General features: G+C 64.9%; 26 protein-coding genes. 19 read left to right on the forward strand and 7 right to left on the reverse strand.

All coding sequences use genetic code 11. The annotated features are described in order from the left end of the window. Nucleotides 1–157 precede the first annotated feature (157 nt). The 9 genes from PGB34_RS05295 to PGB34_RS05335 all read left to right on the forward strand — a co-directional run bounded on the left by PGB34_RS05295 (nucleotide 158) and on the right by PGB34_RS05335 (nucleotide 9,753). On the forward strand, nucleotides 158–481 hold the full coding sequence (locus PGB34_RS05295) for a HigA family addiction module antitoxin (protein ID WP_043855156.1): 324 nt from the start codon (nucleotides 158–160) through the stop codon (nucleotides 479–481). 72 nt (nucleotides 482–553) lie between these two features. After that, entirely contained in the window at nucleotides 554–1,549 is a 996-nt protein-coding gene (locus tag PGB34_RS05300) for a restriction endonuclease (RefSeq protein ID WP_271427045.1), read from the forward strand. Next, nucleotides 1,546–2,634: an ABC-three component system protein gene (locus tag PGB34_RS05305; RefSeq protein WP_271427046.1), complete on the forward strand. Its 1,089-nt coding sequence runs from the start codon at nucleotides 1,546–1,548 to the stop codon at nucleotides 2,632–2,634. Before PGB34_RS05300 ends, PGB34_RS05305 begins: the two co-directional genes overlap by 4 nt. Beyond that, nucleotides 2,619–3,128: an ABC-three component system middle component 2 gene (locus tag PGB34_RS05310; RefSeq protein ID WP_017407440.1), complete on the forward strand. Its 510-nt coding sequence runs from the start codon at nucleotides 2,619–2,621 to the stop codon at nucleotides 3,126–3,128. Before PGB34_RS05305 ends, PGB34_RS05310 begins: the two co-directional genes overlap by 16 nt. Next, nucleotides 3,125–5,002: an AAA family ATPase gene (locus PGB34_RS05315; RefSeq protein WP_271427047.1), complete on the forward strand. Its 1,878-nt coding sequence runs from the start codon at nucleotides 3,125–3,127 to the stop codon at nucleotides 5,000–5,002. Before PGB34_RS05310 ends, PGB34_RS05315 begins: the two co-directional genes overlap by 4 nt. 344 nt (nucleotides 5,003–5,346) lie before the next feature. Continuing rightward, the gene (locus tag PGB34_RS05320; protein ID WP_017407442.1) at nucleotides 5,347–5,736 is read left to right on the forward strand and encodes a hypothetical protein; all 390 of its coding nucleotides are present in this window, start codon (nucleotides 5,347–5,349) and stop codon (nucleotides 5,734–5,736) included. A gap of 793 nt (nucleotides 5,737–6,529) precedes the next feature. Further along, nucleotides 6,530–7,354, forward strand: coding sequence for a DUF932 domain-containing protein (locus PGB34_RS05325; protein WP_271427664.1), 825 nt, complete (start codon nucleotides 6,530–6,532; stop codon nucleotides 7,352–7,354). A 75-nt stretch (nucleotides 7,355–7,429) separates the two neighbouring features. Continuing rightward, a complete protein-coding gene (locus PGB34_RS05330) occupies nucleotides 7,430–9,481 on the forward strand; it encodes a ParB/RepB/Spo0J family partition protein (RefSeq protein WP_035884633.1) in 2,052 nt (683 codons plus the stop codon). A 62-nt stretch (nucleotides 9,482–9,543) separates the two neighbouring features. Continuing rightward, nucleotides 9,544–9,753, forward strand: coding sequence for a hypothetical protein (locus PGB34_RS05335; RefSeq protein ID WP_017407760.1), 210 nt, complete (start codon nucleotides 9,544–9,546; stop codon nucleotides 9,751–9,753). A gap of 129 nt (nucleotides 9,754–9,882) precedes the next feature. Here PGB34_RS05335 and PGB34_RS05340 read toward each other — a convergent pair whose 3' ends face one another. Then, nucleotides 9,883–10,401: a GNAT family N-acetyltransferase gene (locus PGB34_RS05340; RefSeq protein ID WP_271427048.1), complete on the reverse strand. Its 519-nt coding sequence runs from the start codon at nucleotides 10,399–10,401 to the stop codon at nucleotides 9,883–9,885. Between the two features lie 811 nt (nucleotides 10,402–11,212). On the opposite strand from PGB34_RS05340, the gene PGB34_RS05345 reads away from it, so the two are divergent. Further along, nucleotides 11,213–11,527 (forward strand): DUF736 domain-containing protein, encoded by a 315-nt coding sequence (locus PGB34_RS05345; RefSeq protein ID WP_271427049.1) that lies wholly within the window; start codon nucleotides 11,213–11,215, stop codon nucleotides 11,525–11,527. A gap of 373 nt (nucleotides 11,528–11,900) precedes the next feature. Here PGB34_RS05345 and PGB34_RS05350 read toward each other — a convergent pair whose 3' ends face one another. Further along, nucleotides 11,901–12,194 carry a helix-turn-helix domain-containing protein gene (locus tag PGB34_RS05350; RefSeq protein WP_016452551.1) on the reverse strand — a complete coding sequence of 98 codons (294 nt, stop codon included), beginning with the start codon at nucleotides 12,192–12,194 and terminating at the stop codon, nucleotides 11,901–11,903. Between the two features lie 223 nt (nucleotides 12,195–12,417). On the opposite strand from PGB34_RS05350, the gene PGB34_RS05355 reads away from it, so the two are divergent. From PGB34_RS05355 to PGB34_RS05395, 9 genes are all read left to right on the forward strand, one after another. Next, on the forward strand, nucleotides 12,418–12,765 hold the full coding sequence (locus tag PGB34_RS05355) for a DUF2958 domain-containing protein (protein ID WP_271427050.1): 348 nt from the start codon (nucleotides 12,418–12,420) through the stop codon (nucleotides 12,763–12,765). A gap of 341 nt (nucleotides 12,766–13,106) precedes the next feature. After that, nucleotides 13,107–13,856 (forward strand): DUF2285 domain-containing protein, encoded by a 750-nt coding sequence (locus tag PGB34_RS05360; protein ID WP_271427051.1) that lies wholly within the window; start codon nucleotides 13,107–13,109, stop codon nucleotides 13,854–13,856. Nucleotides 13,857–13,939: 83 nt separating this feature from the next. After that, on the forward strand, nucleotides 13,940–14,230 hold the full coding sequence (locus PGB34_RS05365; protein ID WP_026063033.1) for a helix-turn-helix transcriptional regulator: 291 nt from the start codon (nucleotides 13,940–13,942) through the stop codon (nucleotides 14,228–14,230). Between the two features lie 26 nt (nucleotides 14,231–14,256). Further along, entirely contained in the window at nucleotides 14,257–15,117 is an 861-nt protein-coding gene (locus PGB34_RS05370) for a replication initiator protein A (RefSeq protein WP_271427052.1), read from the forward strand. A gap of 265 nt (nucleotides 15,118–15,382) precedes the next feature. Next, the gene (gene parA / locus PGB34_RS05375; RefSeq protein ID WP_035884630.1) at nucleotides 15,383–16,021 is read left to right on the forward strand and encodes a ParA family partition ATPase; all 639 of its coding nucleotides are present in this window, start codon (nucleotides 15,383–15,385) and stop codon (nucleotides 16,019–16,021) included. Further along, nucleotides 16,018–16,281 (forward strand): chromosome partitioning protein ParB, encoded by a 264-nt coding sequence (locus PGB34_RS05380; RefSeq protein WP_271427053.1) that lies wholly within the window; start codon nucleotides 16,018–16,020, stop codon nucleotides 16,279–16,281. The genes parA and PGB34_RS05380 overlap by 4 nt, the downstream gene beginning before the upstream one ends. Further along, nucleotides 16,278–16,802, forward strand: a complete 525-nt coding sequence (locus tag PGB34_RS05385; protein ID WP_026063021.1) for a DUF2840 domain-containing protein — start codon at nucleotides 16,278–16,280, stop codon at nucleotides 16,800–16,802. Before PGB34_RS05380 ends, PGB34_RS05385 begins: the two co-directional genes overlap by 4 nt. Continuing rightward, nucleotides 16,799–17,398, forward strand: a complete 600-nt coding sequence (locus PGB34_RS05390) for a S26 family signal peptidase (protein ID WP_035884629.1) — start codon at nucleotides 16,799–16,801, stop codon at nucleotides 17,396–17,398. The genes PGB34_RS05385 and PGB34_RS05390 overlap by 4 nt, the downstream gene beginning before the upstream one ends. A 502-nt stretch (nucleotides 17,399–17,900) precedes the next feature. Next, nucleotides 17,901–19,883 (forward strand): relaxase/mobilization nuclease domain-containing protein, encoded by a 1,983-nt coding sequence (locus tag PGB34_RS05395; protein ID WP_271427054.1) that lies wholly within the window; start codon nucleotides 17,901–17,903, stop codon nucleotides 19,881–19,883. Between the two features lie 26 nt (nucleotides 19,884–19,909). On the opposite strand, the gene PGB34_RS05400 is transcribed toward PGB34_RS05395, so the two are convergent. From PGB34_RS05400 to PGB34_RS05420, 5 genes are read right to left on the reverse strand one after another with little or no spacing between them, the layout of a single operon-like run. Further along, nucleotides 19,910–20,182: a thiolase family protein gene (locus PGB34_RS05400; RefSeq protein ID WP_271427055.1), complete on the reverse strand. Its 273-nt coding sequence runs from the start codon at nucleotides 20,180–20,182 to the stop codon at nucleotides 19,910–19,912. Between the two features lie 9 nt (nucleotides 20,183–20,191). Next, the gene (locus PGB34_RS05405) at nucleotides 20,192–21,187 is read right to left on the reverse strand and encodes a branched-chain amino acid ABC transporter permease (protein WP_271427056.1); all 996 of its coding nucleotides are present in this window, start codon (nucleotides 21,185–21,187) and stop codon (nucleotides 20,192–20,194) included. An 11-nt stretch (nucleotides 21,188–21,198) separates the two neighbouring features. Next, complete coding sequence (locus PGB34_RS05410; protein WP_016452539.1) at nucleotides 21,199–22,071, reverse strand: branched-chain amino acid ABC transporter permease; 873 nt, start codon at nucleotides 22,069–22,071, stop codon at nucleotides 21,199–21,201. Nucleotides 22,072–22,091: 20 nt separating this feature from the next. Then, nucleotides 22,092–22,808 (reverse strand): ABC transporter ATP-binding protein, encoded by a 717-nt coding sequence (locus PGB34_RS05415; RefSeq protein ID WP_026062538.1) that lies wholly within the window; start codon nucleotides 22,806–22,808, stop codon nucleotides 22,092–22,094. After that, nucleotides 22,805–23,572, reverse strand: coding sequence for an ABC transporter ATP-binding protein (locus PGB34_RS05420; RefSeq protein ID WP_271427057.1), 768 nt, complete (start codon nucleotides 23,570–23,572; stop codon nucleotides 22,805–22,807). The genes PGB34_RS05415 and PGB34_RS05420 overlap by 4 nt, the downstream gene beginning before the upstream one ends. Nucleotides 23,573–23,581 lie beyond the last annotated feature (9 nt).

A 23,581-nucleotide genomic window follows, 5' to 3' on the forward strand; every position in this document is an offset into this window, starting at 1 on the left:
CTTGATTCCTGACGCCTCCGGCCCTTGCCGAACCGCATGCGTTGCCCCAAGTAAGCAAAAGTAATGTACGATTGACGTACATCGTCAATTCTCTCGCGCCAACGCTGATGAATCACGGGAAGCGAGGGGGCGATAGCCTGTTCATTTTGAGGTCAATATGACTGCGGCAGTCCATCAACCGGGTGAAGTTCTCGCACAAAGGCTGGAAGCCATTGGCGTGTCACCGACTGAGTTGGCGCGCCAGCTTAGCGTCCCCGCCAATAGGATTACTCAGATCATCAATGGCAAGCGAGGGATTACTGGCGATTCAGCGTTGCGGCTTGCCCACTGGTTCGGGGACACCCCGCAATTCTGGATGAGCCTGCAAGTGCAATCCGACCTTGAACTGGCGGAAGCTGAGTCGGGGCTAGCCATCAGAGCGCTCCCTACTGGTCCGGTCGTTCGCGGCCATAAGGCCCACAAGCAGGTGAAGACTGCATAGGAAAGGACTTATGACGGGGGAGAACAAAACCTTATCTCACGGTGGTGGGTGTGTTTGTAAGGAGAGCATCGCGTGACCGATGCCGCTACAGACATCACGTTCCACTATCCGCCGGAGCTGTTCAATCTCCTGGTGGATGTTGTCCCATTGCTCAACCGATCCAAACAAGATGTGCTTGTCTTCTTTCGTGGCGCAGGTGTGTCTGACACCACGACTGCGGACATAGCCGCTCATTTGAGAAGCGCGCCAAAGGACGTCAACAAGTACCAAATGGTGCGCACCGTGCTGGAGCGCCTCAACGCGAAGGGGGAAGCCGCTCTTCGCGAGCGACGTGAGGTGCTGCGGCGTGTCGTGGACTTTGCAAACTTCGATTCGTGCTGGCCCGACGATCAGCTCAAGGCCAAGGGCCTTGTCGCCAGCATCCGTGAAGTCGTCAATCAGAAGGATGCCTTCACACGAATGAACAACGCTCGTGAAGAAGAACGGCGAGCGCGCCTCGCTGAGACGCAGCGAATCGCTGCGGAGAAGCGCGAGCGCACTTCCAGGATCGAGAATGCCAAGCAGGGTTTGTATGCGCTGTTTGGTACTTCAGCGACGGCACAGGAACGCGGCAAGATGCTGGAGACCGCTCTCAACAATCTCTTCCAAGCCTATGGCGTTCTCATTCACAAAGCCTTCCATTTGGTCGGCAATGCTGGGGAGGGGATCGTTGAGCAGATCGACGGCGTGATTGAGCTTGGTAGCACCTTGTACTTCGTTGAAATGAAGTGGTATCGCAACCCGGTGGGAAAACCCGAGATATCAGAGCATCTTGTTCGTCTCATGTCGCGCGCAGAGGTTCGAGGCATTTTCATCTCTGCCAGTGACTACACCGATCCCGCGATTCACACGGTACGTGAGTTCCTGCAACACAAGGTCTTGATTCTTTCGACTCTGCAAGAGCTGGTGCATCTACTCGAACAACAGGACGACCTCGCAGAGTTCTTCACGAAAAAAGTCCAGGCGGCGCAGATACACAAGAACCCGTACTTCCGTCCTCATGATGGCCAAGGAGAAGGTGCGTTATGACGGCGAGTTGGAAAAACATCAACAAGCCGTCGAGTCCCACGACCGCGGTCACCGCAGCGCAGGTGGCGAACGGTCCCGTCATTCCACCACAGCAAAGGCTGTTGACCTACTCGCCAGACGAGTGGGAAGGCTTCGTCGAAGAGTGGGCCTACTACTGTCTCCCGGCGAAGTACAAATATGTCCAACGCTTCTCGGGTGCTGGCGACATGGGAATTGACATTGCCGGATTCGCCGACGACAAGCGCCTCAAGGGTGTATGGGATAACTACCAGTGCAAGCACTATGACCACGCCCTTAGGCCCGGCGATGTCTGGGTTGAGTTCGGCAAGGTCATCTGGTACTCGTACAGCGGTGAGTACGCCGCACCCCGTCATTACTACTTTGTTGCCCCCCGAGGCGCGGGCACATCGCTCAGTCGCCTGTTGGCGAACGCTGCGAAGCTGCGCGAAGAGCTGATTGCCAACTGGGACAAGCACGTAAAGGACGAGATCACGGGCACACAAGCGGTGCCGCTCGATGCAACGCTCCGCGCCTATGTGGATGCCTTCGACTTCTCTATCTTCGACGCCAAGACAGCGCTCCAACTTGTTGACGATCACCGCGCCACGCCGGTTCATACAGCGCGCTTTGGCGGTGGGTTACCAGCGCGGCCTGCTTCCGAAAAGCCGCCCCAGGAAGTCGCCGCCACCGAGAGCCGTTATGTGACGCAATTGCTCGGCGCATATGGCGAGCACACGGGGTCGATCGTGACCCATCCCTCGGCCCTGTCCGTACCAAAGCTCAAGGATCATTTCCGTCGCCAGCGCGAAGCGTTCTATGAGGCGGAGTCGCTGCGCGTCTTTGCCCGCGATAGTGTGCCGCCTGGCACCTTTGAATCCTTGCTCGATGACATCCACGGCGGCGTCATCGACACGCACGACGCGAACCATGCTGATGGCTACGAAAAGGTCTGTGCCGTCACCAAGGCTGCTCGCGATATGCAAATCACGGCGAACGCCCTCATCACCTGTACGAACCCCAAAGATAGAGATGGAATCTGCCATCAACTCGCGAATGAGGATCGCCTGCGGTGGACACGATCATGAGCCTGGAACGCAAGCCGATCACATTCAATGGGCCGCTTGAGGCCGGTATCCGCGCGGTGTCAATTCTGGCAGCCGCCTTTCCGCAGACCTACGACCTTCAGCGACTTGTCGCCCTTGACTACCTTCTTGTCCACACAGGCGATATCAACGGCCCGGACAATTTGCATCCACCGACGCCGATGCACTCGGCTGAATTGCTGGTGCGCCGCAAGCTGGTCGAGCAATCGCTACTTCTCATGATGACCCGAGATCTCGTAGAGCGCGAAGTCACACCCGATGGCATTAAATATGGTGCGGGCGAAAGCGCTGAAACGTTCCTTTCGTCAGTTTCGTCGAGCTATCTGTTGGCCCTGAAGGATCGAGCCACCTGGCTTGTCGAAACCCTCGGCGGCCTCACTGACGAACAATTCAAGGGTGTCATGCGCCGCTTCTTTGACAAGTGGGTCGAGGAATTCCAACAGGTCGAGCGGAGCTTGGGGGGCGAAAAAGCATGACGGCCGCTACTCCCGGCATCCGCTTGCGATTCCTCGGCTTTTTCGGCCCGCAGAAGCCGCCCGCAACCGTGACTTTCGGCCCCGGTCTGAATGTCATTTATGGCGCATCGAACACTGGAAAATCTTTCATCGTCGAAGCCATCGACTTCATGCTCGGCGGCAAGCCGCCCTTGCGCGACATTCCTGAGCGTGTCGGTTACGACCTCATTCTTCTGGGTCTTGAGACGCTGGACGGGAAGGCCTTCACGCTCTGGCGCAGCATGGACGGTGGTGGATTTCGACTCTACGAAGACTTACATCAGACGCCACCTGCGGCCGATATTCCGTACAAGCAGCTTGATGAACAGCACAGCGACAAGAATGACGAAAACCTGTCTTCGTTCTTGTTGGGCTTGTGCGGCCTTGGTGGCAAGCGTGTCCGCAGGAACTCCAAGAACGAAACCAACAGCCTGAGCTTTCGCAATATTGCGCGCCTGATGATCGTCAACGAGACGGAAATCACACAACAAAGCTCACCGCTCTTTGACGGCAATCCCATCGCCAACACGCCGAATCTCGCAACGTTCAAGTTGCTTTTGACTGGCACGGATGACTCTGCGCTGGTCGCCAGCAATAAGCGTGAGCCAGAGGAACTGTCGCGTGAGGCGCAACTGAAACTTCTTGACCAACTGCTCGACGATTACCGTGAGCGGCTCAAGGAATTGACCAAGAGTCCGAAGGAGTTGGAGGAGCAGCTAGAGAAGATTGATGTCTCGCTCCGTCAGCAGGCAGTCCAGGTAAATACCACTGAAGCCGAATTTCAGGAGGCCGCTGGGAAGCGGCGCGAACTGCGCAAGAAGCTGGAAGAAAGCCGTGAGCGACGTGCAGAGGTCGGGGCGATGCTTGAGCGGTTCAGCCTTCTCGATAAGCACTACGCATCCGATATCGAACGGCTGCGCGCTATCGAGGAAGGCGGAACCTTATTCAACGTACTGGGCTCCGGGTACTGCCCCCTCTGCGGTGCGGAGCCCACACATCACCGCACCGACGCTGAATGCAATGGAGACATTGACGCCGTTGTTCAGGCAGCACGACAGGAGATTTACAAAATCGAGGTCTTGCGCGCTGAGCTTGCAGCGACTGTGCATAGCCTTGAACGCGAGAGCGGCAACTTTGACCGCAAGATGCCCAACGTAGTCCAAGAACTGGCATCAATCTCTTCGGCGGTTGAAGAGCTGATCGCACCAAAGCTTTCAACCCTTCGAAAATCCTATTCCGATTTTGCCGACAAGCGCGCCGAGGTGCGCGAGGCGCTGGGACTCTATGCCACGGTGCAAGATATGGAACGACGCCGCGCCGATCTTGAGAAGGGCGCCGACGATGAGAAGGCCGGAACTCTCACCAACGCTGACATCCCCACTACCGTAGCTCATGGCTTTGCCAAGACTGTCGAGAGCATCCTGACGGGCTGGCATTTCCCCGAGGTCGGAGATGTGTACTTCGACTCCAAAACGCGCGATCTTGTCATTGCGGGGAAGTCTCGCAGCGCGTTCGGCAAGGGCCTTCGTGCCATTACACATGCGGCATTCACTCTCGGGTTGTTCGCCTTCTGCCGCGCGCGTCAGACGCCGCACACAGGATTTGTCGTTCTCGACTCTCCCTTGCTTGCGTATCGAGAACCCGATGGAACAGAAGATGATTTGACCGGCACGGACCTTCAGGAGAAGTTCTACGCCTACCTTGAAGCATTGCCCAACGACACACAGGTCATCGTGGTCGAGAACACCGACCCGCCTGATTCGATCATGAAACGCGAGCAATCACTGATGTTCGGTAAGAACCCTCATCATGGTCGGTACGGTTTGTTCCCGCATGCAACGAGCCCTGCACCGTAAGTAATTCGGGGCGCCATGTTTCTGTGCGTCCCCGCGTCGCGGGCCGGGCTTCTCCAGGTTCGCTTTCCGCTCATCCCTAAAGGGACTGGCTTCGCCAGCCTACCGCATCCCTGACGCCTCCGGCCCTTGGGGCCTGCGCGCTGCGCTTGCCTGTCCGTGCCTTCGATGGAGGTCGGTAGGCGGCCTTGCTGTCTCCTTCACCGTATCACGGCGTTCTCGCCGTCAAGGGCGGCGCGCGCCTTGCGCGCTTGCGTCCTGGCGGCCGTCTGCGACCCCTGACTGCTTGCACTGCGCCGTGCTGACGACGGTTCCGGGCAATTCCGCCCGAGCAACCGGAGATCGTCATGAACGACAAATCACACGTTTCGATGGAACAACACGTCTGCCTGGTCTGCGGCGTGGCCTTCGACACCGGCGCCATCCTGCTCGACAAGCGCCTGCGCGCGAGCATGGAGCGCCACACGACGACAGGCTGGGGTCTGTGCGCCGAACACCAGAAGCTGGCCGACGATGATTTCGTCGCGCTGGTCGAATGCGACCCGCAGCGCAGCGGCTCGCCGAATGGCAGCGTGAAGCCCGAGCAGGCTTATCGAACGGGCCGGCTGGCGCACCTGAAGCGTCACGTGTTCTCCAAGATGTTCAACGTCCCGATCGAGGCCAACCAGCCTTGCGTCTTCGTCGAGCCGGGCGTCATCGAGCAGCTTGAAGCGATGGTGTCGCCGGCGGCGAACTGATCGCGCGTTGGCAACCTGGCGCGTCGCCCGAGAGGACGACGCGCCTTTTTCTTTTGCTGCGTCCGATGCCGATGCCTTCGCGCCTGCGGCGCTACGCGCTTCGCTTGCCTCCAGGGGAAAGCCCTGCGGGCTATCCCCGCCGCGCGATGCTTGGCGCCCCTCGAAGACCGCCGAACCGGCTGCGCCGGATCGGCCAGAAACCAACCGCAGTTTCAACAGCAGAGCCAACTCCCTCTATGCCTTGTGCATAAAGTTCGTCCTGGGCGTGGTTTTCATCGAGCATTGAAGTCAGGGCGTCCCCGGCCAACTGGGAGATGGCCGGTCGCGCTGTCGTGCTGCGCATCGAGCCGCCTTCGGCGTCTCGCCCCTATCGGGCTTCCATCGTTCCCTCGCGCTGCTCGACTGACGCCTCCGGCCCGGCTTCCAGATCCGGGCCTGCGCGCTTCGCTTGCCGTGCGGTCGGCACACAAGGATGGCCGTTGCCTTGTTCAGCCGTCTTTCCTGACTCCATCACCTTGCTCGCGACTGTAGCCCGCGGCCATGTGCCGTCAAGGCGCGCAGGGCCGTGTCCTCGGCTGCGCCTGCGGGCCGCACCAACCCTGCGCTTGTCTCCTTGACGGCCCCCGTCCGCGCGCTCCTGACCGTCGCGGGCGATGAACTCAGGAAAGACGGTGGCAACAGGGCCAACCGGGTTCCTCGTGCCGACCGCACCGAACAGCCGAAAGGCTGGGCTCCGAATCTAGGAATCCGGTGTGCGGTTTTCTTCAACAGCCTTTTTGTTCAGGAGAACGACATGCTTGCAACCCGTTTTGCTTCCCACTCCCCCGCGCTGCGCAGCGAAACCCCTCTGTCCGATGACCAGATTCGCAAGGTGGCCCCGTCCATCTTCGCGGATGCCCCGCATGAGAGCCGTTCCGAGCGATACGCCTACATCCCCACGGCTGCCGTGTTGACCGAGCTTCGAAAGGAAGGGTTTCAACCCTTCATGGTGTGCCAGACCCGCGTGCGCAACGAGGGCCGGCGCGAGCACACGAAACACATGCTGCGCCTGCGCCATGCCAACCAGATCAACGCCCGCGAAGCCAACGAAATCATCCTGCTGAACTCGCACGACGGCACGAGCAGCTATCAATTGCTGGGCGGCATGTTCCGCTTCGTGTGCAGCAATGGCCTTGTCTGCGGCGACACCGTGGGCGATGTGCGCGTGCCCCACAAAGGCGACGTAGCCGGGCATGTCATCGAGGGAGCCTATCAGGTGCTGGGTGGCTTCGAGCATGCGCAGGAATCGCGCGAATCCATGCAGGCCATCACGCTGGACGCCGGTGAATCGGAAGTGTTCGCCCGCGCCGCGCTGGCCCTCAAGTACGACGACCCGACCAAGCCCGCACCGATCTCGGAATCACAAATCCTGATGCCGCGCCGCTTCGACGACCGCCGCCCCGACCTGTGGAGCGTGTTCAACCGCACGCAGGAGAACTTGACCAAGGGCGGCCTGTCCGGGCGCAGCACCAACGGACGCCGCCAGCAGACCCGCCCCGTGCAGGGCATTGATTCGGACATTCGCCTGAACCGCGCCCTGTGGCTGCTGGCCGATGGCATGCGTGCTCTCAAAGCCTGACCCCCTCTGGCGCTTTTCCCGCCGGAGGGGCGGTTTCCCCTCCATTCCCTTGTTTCACTTGTTTGGAGATTCACCATGAACGCCGTTACCACCACCACCGAAGCCCGCGCCGTCCAGACCGCAGCCAACAGCGCCGCGAACGTGCTGCAAGCCGCCGACCCGAGCAAGCACATGATCCTGGTGCCGCTGTCGCGTCTGGTGCTGCGCCCCACGGGCCGCAACGTGCGCAAGACCCCGCGCATGTCCATCCCTGAACTGGCCGCATCCATCCAGCGCGTGGGCCTGCTGCAAAACCTGATCGTGATTCCCGCCGCCGATGGCCTGCAATACGAGGTGGTGGCCGGTGGCCGTCGCCTCGCAGCTTTGAAGCTGCTGGCGAAGAAACACCGCATCGCCAAGGATTGGCAGGTGCCTTGCCTGCAAGTGGCCGATGGCACGGCCCGCACTGCCAGTCTCACCGAGAACGTGCAGCGTGAAGCCATGCACCCGGCTGACCAGTTCGAGGCGTTCGCCGCGCTGGTGGCCGAAGGCCGTCCCATCGAGGACATTGCAGCGGATTTCTCCGTCACGCCGCTGGTGGTGCAGCGCCGCTTGAAGCTGGCGAATGTCTCGCCGCGCCTGATGGAGGACTATCGCGCCGATGCCGTGAGCCTTGACCAACTGATGGCCCTGGCCGGGACGGATGACCACGCGGCACAGGAAGCCGCCTACTACGACGCCCCACAGTGGCAGCGTCACCCCTCGCACTTGCGCGAGCGTCTGACCGAGCGCGAGATTGACGCCTACCGGCATCCGCTGGTGCGCTTCGTTGGGTTGGACGCCTACGAGCAGGCGGGCGGTGGTATCCGGCGTGACCTGTTCGCGGAAGGAGATGCGGGCGTGTATCTGACCGACGCCGCACTGCTGGAACGGCTGGCGCAAGACAAGCTGACCGGCATCGCCGCCGAGGTGAAGGCCGAGGGCTGGGCTTGGGCCGATGCCACGCCGGGCATGACCCATGCCGACCTGCACGCCTTCCAGCGCGCCCCGAGGGAGCGGCGCGAACCCAACAAGCGCGAAGCGCAGCGCATCGAGAAGCTGCAAGCCAAGATGCAGGAGGTGGCCGAAGCGGTGGATGCCGCGATGGACGCCGACGACGAGGACAAGGCCGATGCCTTGCAGGAGGAAGGCGAAGCCCTGAGCGAGCAGTTGCAGGCACTGGAAGAAGGCTTGCAGGGATACGGCGCGAATGTGAAGGCCGCAGCCGGTGCCATCGTCACCATCGACCGCAACGGCGAGGCCGTGATTCATCGAGGGCTGCTGCGCGAGGCCGAGGCGAAAGCCCTTCGCACGCTGGAGAAGTTGCGCCAAGGCTTTAGCGACCCGGACGCCGCGAACGATGACGAAGGCGAGGAAGACGTGCAGCCCAAGGCCGCAGCGATTTCCGACCGGCTGGCCCAACGCCTGAGCGCGCACCGCACGGCGGCGCTGCAAATCGAGGTGGCCCAGCATCCACAGGTGGCGCTGGCCGTGCTGGTGCATGGCATGGTGCAGACCGTCTTTCAGGGCCGCTACTACGGCCACGATATGCCGCTGGGCGTGAGCCTGAAAATTCAAGACCGGCTGGAAGGCATGGCACCGGACTGGCCCGAGTCTCCCGCCGCCGTAGCGCTCCGCGAATCGCAGCAGACGTGGGGCGGCAAGTTGCCCGAGGACAGCGCCGCACTGTTCGCCGCGCTGCTGGCGATGGGGCAAGGCGAGTTGGTCAAGCTACTGGCCGTGTGCGTGGCATCCACGGTGGATGTGGTGACGCTGCGCGCCACGGCGCAGCAGCCGGGCGAAGAACTGGCGCAGGCCGTGGGCCTCGACATGGCCGCGTGGTGGCAACCGACTGCGGAAGGCTATTTCAAGCATGTCCCGAAGGCGGCCGTTCTGCAAGCCGTGGGCGAATTCGCGCCCGAGAGCGTCAACCGGCTGGCGAAGCTCAAGAAGGCCGACATTGCCCGCGAGGCCGAGCGGCTGGTGAACGGCAAGGGCTGGATGCCCGTCATTTTCAAGATGGATGGCGTGCCCGAGCAAGGCTCGCAGGACGGTGCGGAGGCAGTCACCACCGTGGCGGGTGAACCCGCCGAAGCGTTGGCCGCTTGACCCGTGCCGAAGGCAAGCGCCCCGGCCTAAACCGGGGCGCTTCGCTGCAAGGAGAAATTCCCATGACCCGCACCACCACCAGCCACCCGCGCATGGCGGCGATCTACGCTCCCGGCACGGTGCGCGCCCGCCGCTGGCACGGCGATGGCGACGTGCGCGGCTACCGCCCGCCCTCGGGTTGGACGGCCCATGCCGACCTCACCGACATTCACCCCATCACGGGCCGCGCCTTGCAGCGCGCCGTGTGGTGGATCATCGAAACCAAGGAATGACGCCAGCACCGGCCCCAGCGTTTCGCGCTGGGGCCGGTGGATTCAAAAATCCGGGCACGGCAGTGGCCGCGCCCGGTGTTGAATCCGAACAGCCCATCAAGAACACCACGCCGCCGCCTTCGTTGGCACTCAGGCGGCGGCGTTGAAGGCATCGCTGTACTGCGCGATGCCTTCGGGCATTGGCCCATAGAAGGCCACTGCCATGAAATAGCCGGGCGGCACGCCCGGCAGTTGCAGGCCAGCATGGGCCTGGAAACCAAAGCGCGCGTAGTACGCGGGATCGCCCAGCAGCACGCAGCCTGCGGCCTGCATGTCTCGCAGTTCGGCCAGCGCCTGCTGCATCAGGCGCGAGCCGACGCCTTGTCCCTGCCGTTGCGGCAGGACGGAGATTGGCCCCAGGCCGTGCCAGCCTTTGGCCTTATGGCCGTGACTTTCGGTGATGGTCACGGGGGACAGGGCCACATGGCCGACGACCTGGCTGTGTTCTTCGGCTACGATGGAAAGCGTCAGCTCGCTTGCGTCGCGCAGCGCGCGCACGATGAGTTGCTCCGTGTGGCTGGTGTGCGGCGCATTGGCGAAGGCGGCAATGGTCACGGCTTCGATGGCGGCAATGTCGTCCGGGGTTTCGTGTCGGATCTGGATGGTCATGGTGTTCTGCGTTCCCTACTGAAAATATAGAACGGTCTGGGCGTGTCGGCGCGCAGCGCCACCGGGCTTTCGGGCTGTGCCCCGTGCCGCCTTCGTCGTCACGGCCATTCGGCTTCAATCCACTCACGCCTTCGCGCCTGCGGCGCTGCGCGCTGTGCTTGCCTCCGGGGGAAAGCCCTGCGGGCTATCCCCGCCGCGCGATGCTTGGCGCCCCTCGACGCCGCCGAACCGGCTGAGCCGAATCGGCCCGGCCGGCGCCCCGCCGCATGTGCAGTGCTCGGTGGGTGCGCCGTGGCTTGCTGTGGCAGGTTGTGCGAATGCCTGCCGTGCTCAACGCTGGCGGTTCTCGCCCATCACGTCACGAAGGACGGTTCACGGACATCCCGCCCGGCATCGCTATGGAGCTTCCGCGCCACGCCCCAAGACCGGCGCCGCAAGGTGCGGCCGGGGCGTTCTCGCTTGTCGTCGGGTGGTTGACCTGGCACGCGTCAGTGGGCGAGCCGGTGCAGCCTTTGTGCGGGGATGCCGAGTCGGCCCTGTCTCCTTTCGGTGCGCTTCGGCCCAAGGCGTCCTTGTGTTGTTGTGAATCCTGGCGGTGGCGCGGCTGCGCCTCGGGCTTCATGGCTGCAACCGTCCAGCGAAAACAATTTCCCCTGCGCTGCGCGCATTCCTCGCGGGACAAATTCTTTTCGCCTCCCGGTTCTCCACTGCGTTGCGACCGCAAGCGGTGCCGCCCGCCCGTCCCTCGCCGGCCGGATCACAACAAGGACGCGATGGGCGCGAACCTTGTTCCACCAAAAGGAGATCCATCATGGCCAACATCGGCACCTTCACCGCAGACAAAGACGGCTTCACCGGCACGCTTCGCACTCTGACGCTCAACGTCAAGGTCAAGCTGGTTCCCAACGACAAGGGCGACAACGAGAAGGCCCCGGACTTCCGCCTGCAGGCCGCCAGCCACGACATCGGAGCGGCGTGGAAGAAGACCAGCGAGGCCGGGCGGGAGTACATCTCCGTGACCATCGACGATCCTTCGTTTCCGGCCACGGTCTACGCCCGCCTGATCGAAGGCGAGGACGGCACGCACGACCTGATCTGGTCGCGCAGCAAGCCCCAGGCGGCCTGACAGCCGCCAGCGTCCCGCCCACGTGGCGGGGCGCAGTGCTGCCTTCGCGGCACTCAAGGAGGCAACATCAGCAACACCATCGCCAAGGCTGCGCCGTGTCGAGCCGCTTTCGCATGTGTTGAGTTGCCCGCTGCAAGCGCTGGCCGGGCGTGTCGGTGCGTTGCACCGCCGGGCTTTACGGGCTGCGCCCCGTGCCGACTTCGCCGTCACGGCCATCCGGCTCCAATCCCTCACGCCTTCGCGCCTGCGGCGCTGCGCGCTTCGCTTGCCTCCAGGGGAAAGCCCTGCGGCCTATCCCCGCCGCGCAGGGCTTGGCGCCCCTGCAGTCCCCGAACCGGCAGCGCCGGATCGGCCATGCCAGCGCCGACGCGGGCTATGGCGTGTCACTCTTCTTCGCCACAGTCTCCAACTCCTGGCGCACCTGCACCAGAAGCTGATCGACCTGCTGCAGGTCGTCGCCGGCATAGGCCAGCGTCAGCAGCGTGAGCGGGTGCACCTCCATGACCTCGCACAGCTCGGCCAGCTTGTTCAAGGTGGGGCTTTTGAGGTCGCGCTCCAGCGTGCTCATGTAGGTGCGGCTGGACACGTCGGAGAACGCCTCCTGGCTCAATCCACGCGCTTTCCTGATGGTCTTTAGTGCCTCCGACAATGTATGTTTCGCTGCCAACCCTGGATCTCCCCAAAATCCAAGATGACAGCCGATTGCGCCCTATAGGACTACAATCTATAGTGTTCAACTATGCTCGCCTGCCGCTTACGTGCTTTTACGGAAATCCGTATCTGCGGCTTCTCACAGAAGCGCAAAGCCGCGTCCGTGCCTTTCCACAAACCCGCCAATGCGGTTTTGCGCTTTCACGCTTCGGCGGTTTTGTGCGGATGAGGGGACGCCCATGAACCAGCTCATCACCGAGGACGAGCGCAGGCTGTTGCTGGAACACGGACAGGCCCGCGCCGCTGGCCGGGTCATCGACCCGCTGCCCGTGGTGCGGCTGTTCACGCCGGATGCACACGCCACCTGGCTGCTGGTGTCGCTCGACCCCGTCGACGGCGATACGGCCCATGGCCTGATCGACTTGGGGATCGGCATGCCCGAGCTGGGCAAAATTAAGCTGTCCGATCTCGCATCCATCGTCGGGCCAAGCAAACAGCCCGTGATGCGGGACCGGTATTTCCGGGCGGTGCGCCCGTTGTCGAAGTACCTGCGGCTGGCCCAGGAGAACGGCTCCATCCTTGATTGAGCCGTTCGCGCCCAGGCCAAGCCGGGCGCATTGAGACTATTTCGGTCTTGCTCCAGACCCATCAGGTCTTAGTCCGCACTGTTGCACCAAACCGGTGCCATCGTGACGCAAACGGTCATGATGCCGGCCGTGGCATCGGGCACCGTGGATATCGCAGGAGGCCGCATTTCCTCGCGCGCCACCGTCGCATTCAGACGACTCATGCAACCCATCGGATGCATTTCGTCTTGATACGCAAGTTACCAATTTACCAGCTTATTCACGATTGGATGCTAATTTGATGCGGTGACGTTTGCGTGTGAAACCGGTGACGGCCGTCCTGCTCTACGGGAGCTTGCGTCATGGCCGAGCCGCACCACCTCGCGCACTGGTATCCGACCGCCGCCTACCTCTACGTCCTATGTCTGGACACGCTCGCACTGGCCTGGGAGTACCTGCGCCGCCATCCCGACTATCGGATCGACTGGCTGCGCCGTGCGCGCCGCCCCGACGCTGCGCATCATTGGGGCTTGCGTTTGTTGGAAGACCCGACCCTGGATGCGCGTGACGCGCATCCTGCCTGGCTCCCCGGCCATGAGGCCGTGGTGCAGCTTCACCCGGATGCCGACCCGCCTCCGGAGGCCACCGCCTTCGCGTTCTGGCGCATCCCCGGCCACAAGCAGCTGCTGCACGACGGCAAGGGTCTGGCGCTGATCGCGCGCAGCCCCGGCCTTTGCCAGCGCTATGCGCTGGCGCCTGGCCTCGAGGACGGCATGGCGGTGGCTTACGCCCACCGCGATCGCAGCACCACGCACGCACCCGACACACCTACGCCCATGGCGCGGCCCCGGCCACCGCCTGCGGCGCTGCTGGAGCTGCACACCCTGCAGGCGCTCGACGCCACCCTGGCGGGCGCGTCCTTGCGCGACGTGGCCGAGGGCTTGTTCGGTGCGGACGCCGCGGCCGGCTGGTACAGCGACGGCGGCCTGCGCTCCAAGGTGCGCCGCCTGGTGCGGCGCGGCGATGCGCTGATGCGCGGCGGCTATCGCCGCCTAGCACAGCTCCCGCCGCTTGAGAAGGGTCGTTTTGAAGAGGACGCAAAACGACCCTGAGCAGGATCGCTTCGTTTTCTGAGACTGCCTCCATCCGGTTGCGCTGTGTGGCCGGAGCCCTGCAACCGATGGAGGTTCTCACCATGCGTCCTGCTCCCTTGCGGCCTACCGCCGCACCCGCAGCTACCCCGGCCACTGCTGCACAGCCGCAACGTTATCTCACCAACGACGAGGCTGCCGAGTACCTGCGGCTGTCGCCGCGCACGCTGGAAAAGCAGCGCGTGCTGGGTGGCGGCCCCAAGTTCCGCAAGTTCGGCCGCCGCGTCATGTACGCAGTGGCCGACCTCGATGCCTGGGCCGCCGAGCGCAGCTTCGAGAGCACGTCCGATCCCGAATACGCCGAGCAGCACTCGGCGGACAGCCGTGCGCGCTGATCACTGGCGCGCGGGTGGCCTTCGCCATGTCCAGCCCTGCGCTGCCAATGCGGCAGCGACCGATGCAGGAGCGCGAACAGCTCGACCTGTTCCGCGCCTTGCCGGGCGACATGGCGCCGCGCGACAGCCAGGACTTGATGGCCTTTCCGTTCTTCTCGCTGGCGAAGTCGCGGCGCGTCGCGCCGATCGACTTTCGCGCCAGCGGCATCACGATCCGCGTAGAGGGCACGCAGGAGCACGGCATCGCCACGATCTGGGATGCCGACGTGCTGATCTGGGCGGCCAGCCAGATCGTGGAAGCGCGCGACGCGGGCTTGCGCCCGTCGCGGCTAATGCAGGCCACGCCCTACGAGATCCTGCGCTTCATCGGGCGCGGCACGTCGCTGCGCGACTACCAGCGCCTCAAGGCAGCCCTAGATCGCTTGCAATCCACCACGGTGGCCACGTCGATCCGCGAGACGACTGGGCGGCGCCTGCACCGCTTCTCGTGGATCAACGAGTGGAAGGAGCTGGCCGATGCCAAAGGCACGCCCTTGGGGCTGGAGCTGATCCTGCCGGACTGGTTCTATGCGGGCGTGCTCGATGCCGCTCTGGTGCTGACCATCGACCCGGCGTACTTCCGCCTCACGGGCGGGATCGAGCGCTGGCTGTACCGCCTGGTGCGCAAGCACGGCGGCCACCAGCCTGGCGGCTGGCAGTTCGACTTCCGGCACCTGCACCGCAAGTCGGGCAGCACGGCCAAGCCCTACGACTTTGCCTGCGACCTGCGCGCGCTGGTAGCGCGGCAGTCGCTGCCGGGCTACGTCTTGGGGATCGAGCGGCTGGATGGCGCCGAGCTGCTGACCTTCCGTCCCATGCGTCCCGTGCCGCCCACGGCACGGGGATAAACGGTGCGCGTCCTGTGGACGGGCTCGTGCTATCAGGCGTGCCCGGTATCGTGCTATCAGGCGTGGGACTATCGTGCTATCAGGCGTGTCCATCGGCCGCAAAGCCAATGCTGGCGCGGGTTTCGGCCTCCCTTAACTTCCCTAACTTAAATTCTCTAACTGGTAGTAGCAGCGCCGCGTTTCGGTGGACAACCACCCAACTGGCGAACGAGAGCCACGAAAACCAGCAGCGACAGCCAGGTTCTCCAGCAGGGAGGTCCAGGCCATGATCGTCGCGCTGCTCAACCAAAAAGGCGGTGTGGGCAAGACCACGCTCGCCACCCACATCGCCGGCGAGCTGGCGATGCGCGGGCAGTCGGTCATCCTGCTGGATGCCGATCCGCAGGGCTCCGCGCTGGACTGGACACAGCGCCGCAGCCAGCAAGGCTTGCCAAGGCTGTTCAGCGCTGTGGGCCTTGCACGCGAAACCCTGCACCAGGAAGCGCCAGAACTCGCCAGGCGGGCCGATCACGTCGTCATCGACGGGCCACCACGCATCGCGGCGCTGGCGCGCTCCGCGCTGCTGGCGGCCGAGCGCGTGCTGATTCCCGTGCAGCCCAGTCCCTACGACCTGTGGGCCAGTGCCGAGATGGTGGCGCTGATCCGCGAGGCGCAGGTGTTCCGGCCGCTGCTCGGCGCGGCCTTTGTCATCAACCGGCGCGTCAGCACCACCGTGATCGGACGGGAGGCACGCGGCGCGCTGGCCGAGCAGCCGCTTCCTGCGCTGCGCGCGGAAGTGCATCAGCGCATCGTGTTCGCCGACAGCGTGGCCGCTGGCCGGCTCGCACGCGAAACGGCGCCTGGCAGCGTCGCCGCCCGCGAAATCACCGCGTTGGTCGATGAACTGCTGCGGTGGCCGTCATGAGCAGTACCGCCAGCAAACGCTCGGGCAAGCGCATCGGCATCGGTGCGCGTCCGCCCGCGAATCCGCACGCCGAGGCGTGGATTCGCCAGGGCAGCGCCGATGACCTCCAGAAAGGCGACCTCTACACGGCCCGCCTGACCCTCGACATTACGCCCGCCATGCGGGCGCGCATCAAGGTATCGGCCTTCACGCAAGGCGTGACGGTGGCCGATCTGTTGCGCGCGCTGCTGGAGCGGGAATTTCCGGAGAAGTCTCCATGACCACACCAGTTTCGACAGCATTGCCGCCTTCATCTGCCCCGCCGATCGGCCAAGCCGACGGCGTGCCGCTGACGCGCGTTGCACTCGCCTACATCGACCAACGCTTCGACCTCTATCTGCGCTTCGGCGATCCTGCGCGCATCATCCGGTTCGACCGCTGGCGTCGCTGCGCGGTGTTCACGCCGAACGCGGTTCTCTGCCGCATTCGCTGGCAGGCCAATGACTACGGCACGATCCGCTGGCAGCTCATGGTGATGCAAGCGTGCATGCCGATGGATGGCGCGCAGCGCATCCCCGGTGTGCAGCCGGGCGCGCGCTTGTTGCTGCACATCGAAGGTGAACAGTCGGTGCGCGCCGTGCTGGAGCGCATCGACGGCATCGAGACGCTGGGCATCGCGCCTGCAGGCGCCTCGCCCGCGTACTGGCGCACGCTGGGCAACCGGCTCGCGGCGCGCTTGCCGCTGCCCGAGTACACCGCCGAGCGGCACGCCGCCTGGCTAGCCGGGAGGGCGCTGTCATGACGGTCACAACAGCATCCCTTTCTCGCTCGCCAGCGCACTCACGTTTGCGCGCTCGCCTCGTGCTGGCGGGCCTGTCCGCCTTCGGCCTCGCTGCGCTGGCCTGGGCGTCCTTCAAGCACCCGCTGCCGCGCCTGACTTACAACCCGTCGGACAGCGTAGCGGTCGGCTGGTATCGCGTCGATCCACTCGACCGTCGCACCAGCTCGCCGCTACGTCCGCTGCAACCTCCATTGCACGTGGGCAGCATCGTGCTGGTGCCGCTGCCCGCCGAAGCTGCCGCGCTCGCTGCGCAGCGCGGCTACCTGCCGACGCGCATCCCGCTGCTCAAGCGTGTGGGCGCGATGGCGCCACAAGAGGTGTGCATCACTAGGGGCTTTGTCCGCATCGACGGCGTGCCTTCGGCCGCCGTGCTGCCAGCTGATCGCTGGGGCCGGCCGCTGCTATCCTGGCCGCAGTGCCGCCGCCTTGAGTCCGGCGAGCTGTTCCTGCTCAGCGTCACCAATCCGGCGTCGTTCGACAGCCGGTATTTCGGGCCGGTCAGCGCATCCGCCGTGATCGGCGTTGCGCGCCCGGTCTGGCTGGAGTCGCGCCCATGATGGCCGCCGATTCGCTGCACGTCGCCGTGCATCTCATCGTGCCATCGGGCGTGTCGTTCTGCTGTTTGTCGCCGTGTCGTCGCGCGTGCAGTGCAGTGCAGTGAAGTGCAGTGCAGTGCAGTGCAGGTGCCGATTCTGCGTATCCGGCACCGCACTTCGCGCTGCCTCCGGCGCAGCCGTCCCACGTGCAGGCGTCTTGCCTCAAACACGGCTGGCCTGCGGCCACCGCCGTGTTCGCCGGGGCGCTGGCTGCGGGTGCAGCAGCGCCGCCGGGCCGCACGTGCCGGAAGCGAGAGCCTGGGGTGCCAGGGGCGGCAAATGCGGAAGGCAAGACAAAAGGACGCGGCACCGGGCCGCGTCGAAAGCCTGTCTGCACGTGGGGGCGGCGCGGCACGCAGCGGCTTCGCCGCCGTGCTGCTTGTGGCGCGTGGCCCGCGTCGATATGGGCTTGTCCGCGTGCTTCGCACGACGGACTACGCCCCAGCTTTCAGGGAGAGAAGTCATGATCAACCGCCGCGACGACGATTTCCGCATCCGCCCCAGCGCTCCAAAAAACCGCGGCCAGGGCTTCGTTTCCAAGGTGCTCCAGCAGGCCGGCAAGGCCAGTGGCGGCAAGTCCTCGGTGCGCCGTCCGGCATCGGCCATCGGCGGCAAGGCCACCGGCCAGCGGCCCGGCTCACGCCTGGGGCGCGGCCATACGGCGGCGCGGTTTGCGGGCGCGAAGCTCACGCCCATGTCGCGGCGTGTGACTATCAAAACCTTGCTGGTCAACCAGCAGCGGGCCAGCCCGCAATCGCTCGCCAAGCACCTGCGCTACATCGAGCGCGATGGTGTGGGCCGTGATGGCGAGCCAGGCCGGGCCTATGGGCCGCAGACCGACGAAGCCGATCTGGATGCTTTCAAGGAACGCTGCGCCGACGACCGGCACCATTTCCGCTTCATCGTCTCGCCCGAGGACGGGGCCGAACTGGACGACCTGCGCACCTACACGCGGCATCTGATGAACCGCATGGAAGCTGACTTGGGCACGCGGCTGGATTGGGTGGCGGTGGATCACTGGAACACCGACAACCCCCACACGCATTTGATCGTGCGCGGGCGCGACGACACCGGCAAAGACCTCATCATCGCCGGCGACTACATCGCTGATGGATTCCGCCATCGTGCCGCTGAACTGGCGACCGAATGGCTGGGGCCGCGCACCGAACTGGAGATCCAGCAGACCTTGCAACGCGAGGTGGAGCAGGAGCGGTGGACGAGCCTGGATCGCACGCTGCAACGCGAGGCCGGCGAAGACGGCCGGGTGCAGATCGAACGCTTCAACGAACCGAAGCTGCAACGCCAACGCCTGCTGCTGATCGGCCGCCTGCAACGCTTGCAGCGCCTGGGACTGGCCGACGAGGCGCAGCCGGGCACCTGGGCCGTCCATGCCGATGCCGAGAAGACCTTGCGCGCCCTGGGCGAGCGTGGCGACATCATCCGCACCATGCAGCGTGCCATGCGCGGCGAGCCGCGCGAACTGGCGGTGTTCGAGCCGGGCGACGATAGCCGAACCATTCTCGGCCGCGTGGCCGCGAAGGGGCTGGCCGACGAGCTGCGCGACCGCGGCTATCTGGTCATCGACGGGGTGGACGGCAAGGCCCACTACGTCGCGCTCAACACCCGCGACGAGCTGGCGAACTATCCCACCGGCGCCGTGGTGGAGGTGAAGGGATCGGCCGACGTGCGCGCGGCTGACAAGAACATCGCCGTGCTGGCGAGCGATGGCCTGTACCGCACCGACCACCACCTTGCTATCGCGCAGGGCCAGGCCGTACCGGGCCGCGATCCGCAGGAAGTCGTCGCGGCCCACGTCCGGCGCTTGGAAGCCCTGCGCCGGGCAGGCATCGTGGAGCGCGTGGCCGAAGGGCTATGGAAGGTGCCGGGCGACCTGCCCGATCAGGGCCGTCGCTACGACGCGCAGCGCCTGGGCGGCGTGGCCGTGGAGCTGAAATCGCACCTGCCCATCGAGCGGCAGGCCCGCGTGGTCGGGGCCACCTGGCTTGACCAGCAGTTGATCGGCGGCGGCTCGGTCCTGGGCGACCTGGGCTTTGGCGGCGAGGCCAAGCGGGCAATGCAGCAGCGCGCCGACTTCCTGGCCGAACAGGGGCTGGCCGAGCGGCGCGGGCAGCGCGTGATCCTGGTGCGCAATCTGCTGGGCACGTTGCGCAACCGGGAGGTGGCACAGGCCGCGAAGGACATTGCCGCCGACACCGGACTGGAACATCGCACGGCGGCCGACGGGCAGCGCGTGGCCGGCATCTACCGCCGCAGCGTCATGCTGGCCAGCGGGCGCTACGCCATGCTCGATGACGGCATGGGGTTCAGCCTGGTGCCATGGAGGCCTGTCATCGAACAACGACTCGGTATGCCGATTTCTGCGCAGGTACATGACGGCCGTGTATCCTGGCAAATCCGACGGCAACAGGGCTTATCTGTTATCTGAAGCCAGCAGCATATCGAGCACTCACTTCAAGTGATGCGTCTACAAGCGTTCTCGATCTTGACGACCGGAATGCGCCCGATGCCCATGCCGCGCAGCGCCACCTGTCCGGGGATCAGCACCTGGTCGGCCATGACACCGGCAGCGGCGTTGCCCATGTCGGCCGCCTGCAGTTGGGACGAAGTGATACTCGCATCGGCGATGGCTTCGCCAATCGCCTCGGCGGCGAGCGATTTGAGACCGCAGTCAATGTGCTTGCCGAAACGGGTCATGCCCGTGCCAGCGACGAAGACGGGCTGCATGGAAAGCGCCTACGGTCGGGTGGATGAGGAATTGGCGCGGCTGCGCCAGAGGCCGGTGATCCAGCCGCTCAAGCCATTGGGTGCCAGGAAGACCATCGCGAGCAGTGCGAAGCCGAAGATCATCCACGGGGCGGATTGCGACACGCTCTCGGCCAGGTTGGGCGTGAGCACGATGAAGGCCGCCCCCAGGAAGGCGCCCCACAGGCTGCGCACCCCGCCCACGAAGCTGCCCACCAGCAAGGACACCGAGAGCAGGAAGGGGAAGTTCTCGGGTGCGACGAACTGGGTAGCCACCGCGCTCAGAGCGCCGGCCAGACCGGTGAACGCCGCGCTGAGGCCGAACATTTGCGTGCGCAGGGCGGTGATGTCGAGCCCGCCCGCCGCCGCCGCGAGCGGCTGGTCGCGCGAGGCGTCCACCAGGCGGCCGAACTGCGCGCCGAGGATCCGCCGCGCCAGCAGGAAGGCGCACAGCGCACAGACCGCGACGCAAGCCATGATGGCCCAGTCCGTCCGGTCGGCCAGCATGCCTGGGAACACGGGCTTTTCCAGGACGATCCCCGCCACGCCGCCGGTCAGCCACTCGATCTTCTTCCACTTGAGCGCCTGCGGCGTCACCACCGCCACCGCGAAGGTGGACAGCGCCAGGTAGAGCATCGGCAGCCGCAGTGCCGGGAACCCGAAAAGAAAGCCGACCGCGAAGCACAGCAGCGCCGCCACCGGCACGCCCACGTAGAACGGCCAGCCCAGGTGGTGCGAGAGCACCGCCGTGGCGTAGGCGCCGATGGCGAAGAAGGCGCTGTGGCCGAGCGAGATCTGGCCCGTGTAGCCGGTGAGCAGGTTCAGGCCCATGATGGCGATGCCGTAGATCAGCACCTGCGTCATCACGTACAGCGGATAACTTTGCCAACTAAAGGACCAGGCCAGCAGCGCGAGCCCGACCACCGAGGCCGTCCAGCGCAACCAGGTGGGCGATGCCGCCGGGCGGATGTTGAGTGGGGCGTTCATGGTACTCATGCTCACACCCTCACCTGGGCCGTCTTGCCGAAGATCCCGGCGGGCCGCAAGACCAGCATCGCGATGATCAACAGCATGATGCAAGTCAGTTTCAGGTCGTTGCCGACCACGTAGGCGCCCAGCAGGTTCTCCAGTACCCCGACGGCGAAGCCCCCGGCCACGGCGCCCACAGGGCTGGCGATGCCGCCCAGCAGCGCGCCCGCCAGTGCGTAGATCAGCGGCCCCATCATCATCGACGGCTCCAGGAACACGATGGGCGCGGCCATCAGCCCCGCCACGGCACCGGCCACCGCTGCAAGACCCCAGCCCACGGCCAGCACCTTGTTGGTGCTGATGCCCGACAGTTCCGCCGACGGCGCGTTCACCGCCACCGCACGCATCGCCAGGCCGAACCGGGTGAAGCGGAAGAACGCGAATACCGCCGCCAGTTCGGCCAGGGTGACGAGCAGAACGCCGACCTCGTGGGCCGACAGATAGGGTTCGGCACGGCTGAGGACGCCACCGAACGGCGTGGCGAACTCCAGCATCTCATGCCCGAACAGCCAGCCGACCAGGCTGTTCAAGATGATGAGCAGCGCGATGCTGGCCGCCACGACCGAGAGCACCGGCTTGTGCCGCAGGGGCTGGAAGATGACCCGCTCCAGCGCCAGCCCGAGCAGGAAGGAACCCACGACCACAACGGCGAAGGCCACCCACCATGATGCGCCCGCCTGAACCAACGCCCAGCTCATATAGGTGGAGAACATCGCCAGTTCGCCCTGCGCGAAGTTGACGGACGAAGTGCAGCGATAGATGAGCACGAGCGCGATGGCGAGGCTGGCATAGATGCCGCCCGCCGCCAGGCCCGAAGCTATCTGGTGAAGGAATGCTTGCATGGTGATGAACCTCTTTTTGATCAGTGGCCGAGGTAGCTGCGGCGCACGGCGTCGTCTTCGCGCAGCTCGGCTGCGGTGCCCTGGGCAGTGACGCGCCCGCTTTCGAGCACATAGGCCCGGTTGACTAGGTTCAGCGCGACCTGGGCGTTCTGCTCCACGATGAGCGCCGTGAGGTGCTCGGTTTCGCGCAACTGGTGCAGGAGTTCGTAGATCTCCTGCGTCACGCGCGGCGCGATGCCGAACGAAGGCTCGTCCAGCAGCAGCATCTTGGGGCGCATCATCAGCGCGCGCGCGATGGCCAGCATCTGCTGCTCGCCGCCGCTGAGCGTGCCCGCCGCTTGCTTCGCGCGGCTGGACAGCTTGGGAAACAGCGTCTGCATCCGGGCGATGTCCTGCTCGATGCCGTCCTTGTCGCGGCGGTGGATGGCGCCCACGCGCAGGTTCTCCAGCACCGTCAGGTCGCCAAAGGTGCCGCGCCCTTCGGGCACGTGGGCGATGCCCAGCGAGGCGATGGCGGGCGCGGCCATGTCGATGATGTCCTGGCCCTCGAAGCGCAGCGTGCCTTTGGCAGTCACCTGCTGGTGGCTGATGGCGCGCAGGATGGAGGTCTTGCCCGCGCCGTTGGCGCCGAGCAGCGCCACCATCTCGCCGGCCTGCACGTGCAGGTCGATGCCATGCACCACCGCCGTTCGGCCGTAGGCCACCGCGAGGTTGCGGATTTCAAGCCGTTGGGTCACAGCACACCTCCCAGATAGGCATCGAGCACGGCGTCGTTGTTGGCCACTTCCTCGGGCGAGCCCTGGGCGAGCTTGCGGCCAAAGCTCAGTACCGCGAGGTCGGAGCAGGTCTTCATCACGAAGCGCATGTTGTGCTCCACGACCACCATGGTCAGCTTCAACTCCTCGTGCAGGCGCAGCAGCACGTCGCGCAGTTCATCGACCTCGCCAGCGGTGAGGCCAGCGGCGGGCTCGTCGAGCAGCAGCAGCTTGGGCCGCGTCACCAGCGCCCGCGCGATTTCCACGCGGTGCTGGATGCCCACTGGCAGTTCCGCCACGCCCCGGTCGGCATAGTCAGACAGCCGCAGCGTGGCCAGGGCCGCGTCAGCCGAGTGCGCGATTTCTTCCTCGGCGGCACGGACGGCGCGCGAGCGCAGCGCGGCACCCAGCATCGACACCGGCAGCCGCGCGTGCGCACCCACCATCACGTTTTCGCGCACCGTGAGCGAGGGGTAGAGCGCCACGTTCTGGAAGGTGCGGCTCAGACCCAGCCGTGCCACGCCGTGGCGCGGCAGGCGCGTCAACTCGGCCTGGCCGAAGCGCACGCTGCCGTGGGTGGGCTGGTACAGGCCGCTGATGCAGTTGAAGCAGGTCGTCTTGCCAGCGCCGTTCGGCCCGATCAGGCCGAAGATGCAGCCCTCGGGCACGTCCATCGAGAAGGCGTCCAGCGCGACGACACCGCCGAAGCGGATCGTCAGGTCGCGTACGGAAAGAATGGGTTCCATCGCTGCGCT

The sequence above is a fragment of the Xenophilus arseniciresistens genome (assembly GCF_028023875.1).
Lineage (GTDB): Bacteria > Pseudomonadota > Gammaproteobacteria > Burkholderiales > Burkholderiaceae_C > Xenophilus > Xenophilus arseniciresistens.

What these genes read in the sequence shown, in the direction of transcription:
- PGB34_RS05385 (WP_026063021.1), top strand. Translation starts at nt 16,278, where the DNA reads ATGACCACACCAGTTTCGACAGCATTGCCGCCTTCATCTGCCCCGCCG.
- PGB34_RS05410 (WP_016452539.1), bottom strand. Translation starts at nt 22,071, where the DNA reads ATGCAAGCATTCCTTCACCAGATAGCTTCGGGCCTGGCGGCGGGCGGC.
- PGB34_RS05365 (WP_026063033.1), top strand. Translation starts at nt 13,940, where the DNA reads ATGCGTCCTGCTCCCTTGCGGCCTACCGCCGCACCCGCAGCTACCCCG.
- PGB34_RS05315 (WP_271427047.1), top strand. Translation starts at nt 3,125, where the DNA reads ATGACGGCCGCTACTCCCGGCATCCGCTTGCGATTCCTCGGCTTTTTC.
- PGB34_RS05395 (WP_271427054.1), top strand. Translation starts at nt 17,901, where the DNA reads ATGATCAACCGCCGCGACGACGATTTCCGCATCCGCCCCAGCGCTCCA.
- PGB34_RS05370 (WP_271427052.1), top strand. Translation starts at nt 14,257, where the DNA reads ATGTCCAGCCCTGCGCTGCCAATGCGGCAGCGACCGATGCAGGAGCGC.
- PGB34_RS05405 (WP_271427056.1), bottom strand. Translation starts at nt 21,187, where the DNA reads ATGAACGCCCCACTCAACATCCGCCCGGCGGCATCGCCCACCTGGTTG.
- parA (WP_035884630.1), top strand. Translation starts at nt 15,383, where the DNA reads ATGATCGTCGCGCTGCTCAACCAAAAAGGCGGTGTGGGCAAGACCACG.
- PGB34_RS05325 (WP_271427664.1), top strand. Translation starts at nt 6,530, where the DNA reads ATGCTTGCAACCCGTTTTGCTTCCCACTCCCCCGCGCTGCGCAGCGAA.
- PGB34_RS05335 (WP_017407760.1), top strand. Translation starts at nt 9,544, where the DNA reads ATGACCCGCACCACCACCAGCCACCCGCGCATGGCGGCGATCTACGCT.
- PGB34_RS05295 (WP_043855156.1), top strand. Translation starts at nt 158, where the DNA reads ATGACTGCGGCAGTCCATCAACCGGGTGAAGTTCTCGCACAAAGGCTG.
- PGB34_RS05380 (WP_271427053.1), top strand. Translation starts at nt 16,018, where the DNA reads ATGAGCAGTACCGCCAGCAAACGCTCGGGCAAGCGCATCGGCATCGGT.
- PGB34_RS05345 (WP_271427049.1), top strand. Translation starts at nt 11,213, where the DNA reads ATGGCCAACATCGGCACCTTCACCGCAGACAAAGACGGCTTCACCGGC.
- PGB34_RS05355 (WP_271427050.1), top strand. Translation starts at nt 12,418, where the DNA reads ATGAACCAGCTCATCACCGAGGACGAGCGCAGGCTGTTGCTGGAACAC.
- PGB34_RS05360 (WP_271427051.1), top strand. Translation starts at nt 13,107, where the DNA reads ATGGCCGAGCCGCACCACCTCGCGCACTGGTATCCGACCGCCGCCTAC.
- PGB34_RS05390 (WP_035884629.1), top strand. Translation starts at nt 16,799, where the DNA reads ATGACGGTCACAACAGCATCCCTTTCTCGCTCGCCAGCGCACTCACGT.
- PGB34_RS05305 (WP_271427046.1), top strand. Translation starts at nt 1,546, where the DNA reads ATGACGGCGAGTTGGAAAAACATCAACAAGCCGTCGAGTCCCACGACC.
- PGB34_RS05400 (WP_271427055.1), bottom strand. Translation starts at nt 20,182, where the DNA reads ATGCAGCCCGTCTTCGTCGCTGGCACGGGCATGACCCGTTTCGGCAAG.
- PGB34_RS05340 (WP_271427048.1), bottom strand. Translation starts at nt 10,401, where the DNA reads ATGACCATCCAGATCCGACACGAAACCCCGGACGACATTGCCGCCATC.
- PGB34_RS05320 (WP_017407442.1), top strand. Translation starts at nt 5,347, where the DNA reads ATGAACGACAAATCACACGTTTCGATGGAACAACACGTCTGCCTGGTC.
- PGB34_RS05330 (WP_035884633.1), top strand. Translation starts at nt 7,430, where the DNA reads ATGAACGCCGTTACCACCACCACCGAAGCCCGCGCCGTCCAGACCGCA.
- PGB34_RS05420 (WP_271427057.1), bottom strand. Translation starts at nt 23,572, where the DNA reads ATGGAACCCATTCTTTCCGTACGCGACCTGACGATCCGCTTCGGCGGT.